We start from the raw sequence: 1997 nt of genomic DNA on the forward strand, positions 1-1997 counted from the left end.
CGACGAGGTCGGGCCAAGTCCCGGCAGCACGCCGACAAAGGTTCCCACGAGCACCCCTATGGCCGCCATCAGCAGGTTCATCGGGGTAAAGGCATGTCCAAAGCCGGCCAGCAGCATGGATAAATTACTCATTTCATCACCTCCTTGAAAACTGCCATACCATTCCGGCGGGAAACGGAGTATGCAGCCATTCGATAAAGATCAGGTAGAGCCCGGCGGTCAGCAGCAGAGCGTAGACCGCGCAGCGCCACCATTTTCCGGCTCCCAGCAGGCGAAACAGAAGCGCTGCGGCAAGAGAGGTTGCCGCCGGATAACCCGCCCAAGGAAGAAGGAAAGTGTAAATAAGCAGCAAAAGCGGAATGAGGCCCGTCTTAGGAAGAAAGCGGGGGATAGCTCTTTCCCCACCGTCCTGCCGTACGGCTTCTCCGGGAAACAGCGCCAGCCAGATGCCGGCCAACGCCAGTCCGCCTCCGATGAAGGCGGGAAACACATGGTCTCCACCTAGCAGAGTGACATGATAAGGATACAAACGGTAAGCTTCGCGAAGAGAAAGACAGCCCGCCAGAATGGCAAGCACCCCGGCAGAGCGGTCGGCCACACTTTTCATTTTTCATTCCTCCTGACTATGAACCGCAAACACAAAAAACCTGCCCGGCTTCAAAAAAGCCGAATAGCAGGTCTCCGTTCGTACGGTCGACGCTTTAGCTGAAATATGTTGTATATAACATACAAACAAAAAAAGGGATTTAAAATAGTTGGAGAAGAAATTATATAGTCGATAGGTTTAGTTGGTTTTATTTCGGCTATGGGACGTATCATATCACTGCCTAATTTTCGCTGTCAATACTATTTTTTCGCATTTATTGCTGGAAAATAATCTTTGACAAAGTCTATGGATAGGTTTTAAATAAATGTTATATATATGATTTAAGAGCATTATTTAACCGGACAAGGAATGATTCTATGGCAAATCTGATTCGAATCGACAATGCCAATCTGCTGGAAAAAACGTATGGTATTTTAAAAGAACTGATCATCAAAAGAGAATTCCCGCCCGAGCACAAGCTGGCCATACCGGAATTATCCGCCCAGCTCGGCGTAAGCCGGACGCCGATCCGCGACGCGCTGGGCCGGTTGGAAATGGACGGATTGGTCAAGACCGTACCGAAGGTTGGTACTTTTGTCGTCGGCATTACTTCCGAAAACGTGTTGGAGATTATGGACACTCGCCTGATGATTGAGCTGTGGGTTGTGGAGAAGCTGGTTTCAGGAACGGCAGCGCTTACGCAGGAGGTTGCTGCGAATCTGGAAAAAATCCATGAAACCTCCGAGTATGTCGTCAACACCTCGAAGCTGGAAAACTACCACGAAGGAGATTACAATCTTCATTTTCATATGGAGTTTCTGAAGCTGGGCGGGAACCGGAATATACAGAATATTTATCACAACACGATGAACTACCGGTACTTGGCGATGAAATCGTACCTGATTACGAAGGAAATGGTTCTTCATTCCCTTAAGCAGCACAGGCAGATTATCGACGCCCTTAAGGCGGGGTCTCACGATGATTTAAAGCAGGTGGTGAGCGAACATCTGGAGGATGCGAAAATACGGCTGTACAAAAATATCAATCTGAGCGGCGGGCTGATCTAAAGGGAAAGAACGTTTGCGGACAAACCGCGGGACGGAAAAATTCAAACTTTTATGCTGAAATGAAAAAGAAAAGGAGGAACGGCGAGCCATTCGCCGGTCCTCCTTTTTGCTTCATTCGCCCCTTGACGCGTGACGCGCGGGCGCTTTCGCATGGACTCTACACGACCGCCTGCGAAAAGCCCTCGCCCCGCCTCAGAGATCGTCGTCTTCCGTCCGCCCCATTTTCCGTGCCAGACGGAGACGGATGATCAAGGTCAGCGCCACTCCGGCGGCCAGTGCGCCGAGCGCTCTGGGCAGCTCGCCGCTTCTGCTCGCCGCTAGCGGAAGCCACAGCGCCAGCGCGA

At 51.0% G+C, this 1997-nt stretch carries 2 protein-coding genes; one reads left to right on the forward strand and one right to left on the reverse strand.

Going from position 1 to position 1997, the window contains the following annotated elements; genetic code table 11:
• Positions 1–136: 136 nt before the first annotated feature.
• A complete protein-coding gene (locus L691_RS0102110; protein ID WP_025688495.1) occupies positions 137–607 on the reverse strand; it encodes a tripartite tricarboxylate transporter TctB family protein in 471 nt (156 codons plus the stop codon).
• A 356-nt stretch (positions 608–963) separates the two neighbouring features.
• On the opposite strand from L691_RS0102110, the gene L691_RS30435 reads away from it, so the two are divergent.
• Positions 964–1653 carry a GntR family transcriptional regulator gene (locus L691_RS30435; protein WP_025688496.1) on the forward strand — a complete coding sequence of 230 codons (690 nt, stop codon included), beginning with the start codon at positions 964–966 and terminating at the stop codon, positions 1651–1653.
• The last annotated feature ends 344 nt before the right edge of the window (positions 1654–1997 follow it).

It is taken from the genome of Paenibacillus zanthoxyli JH29 (assembly GCF_000520715.1).
Classification (GTDB): Bacteria; Bacillota; Bacilli; order Paenibacillales; family Paenibacillaceae; genus Paenibacillus_AQ; species Paenibacillus_AQ zanthoxyli.

What these genes read in the sequence shown, in the direction of transcription:
- L691_RS0102110 (WP_025688495.1), bottom strand. Translation starts at nt 607, where the DNA reads ATGAAAAGTGTGGCCGACCGCTCTGCCGGGGTGCTTGCCATTCTGGCG.
- L691_RS30435 (WP_025688496.1), top strand. Translation starts at nt 964, where the DNA reads ATGGCAAATCTGATTCGAATCGACAATGCCAATCTGCTGGAAAAAACG.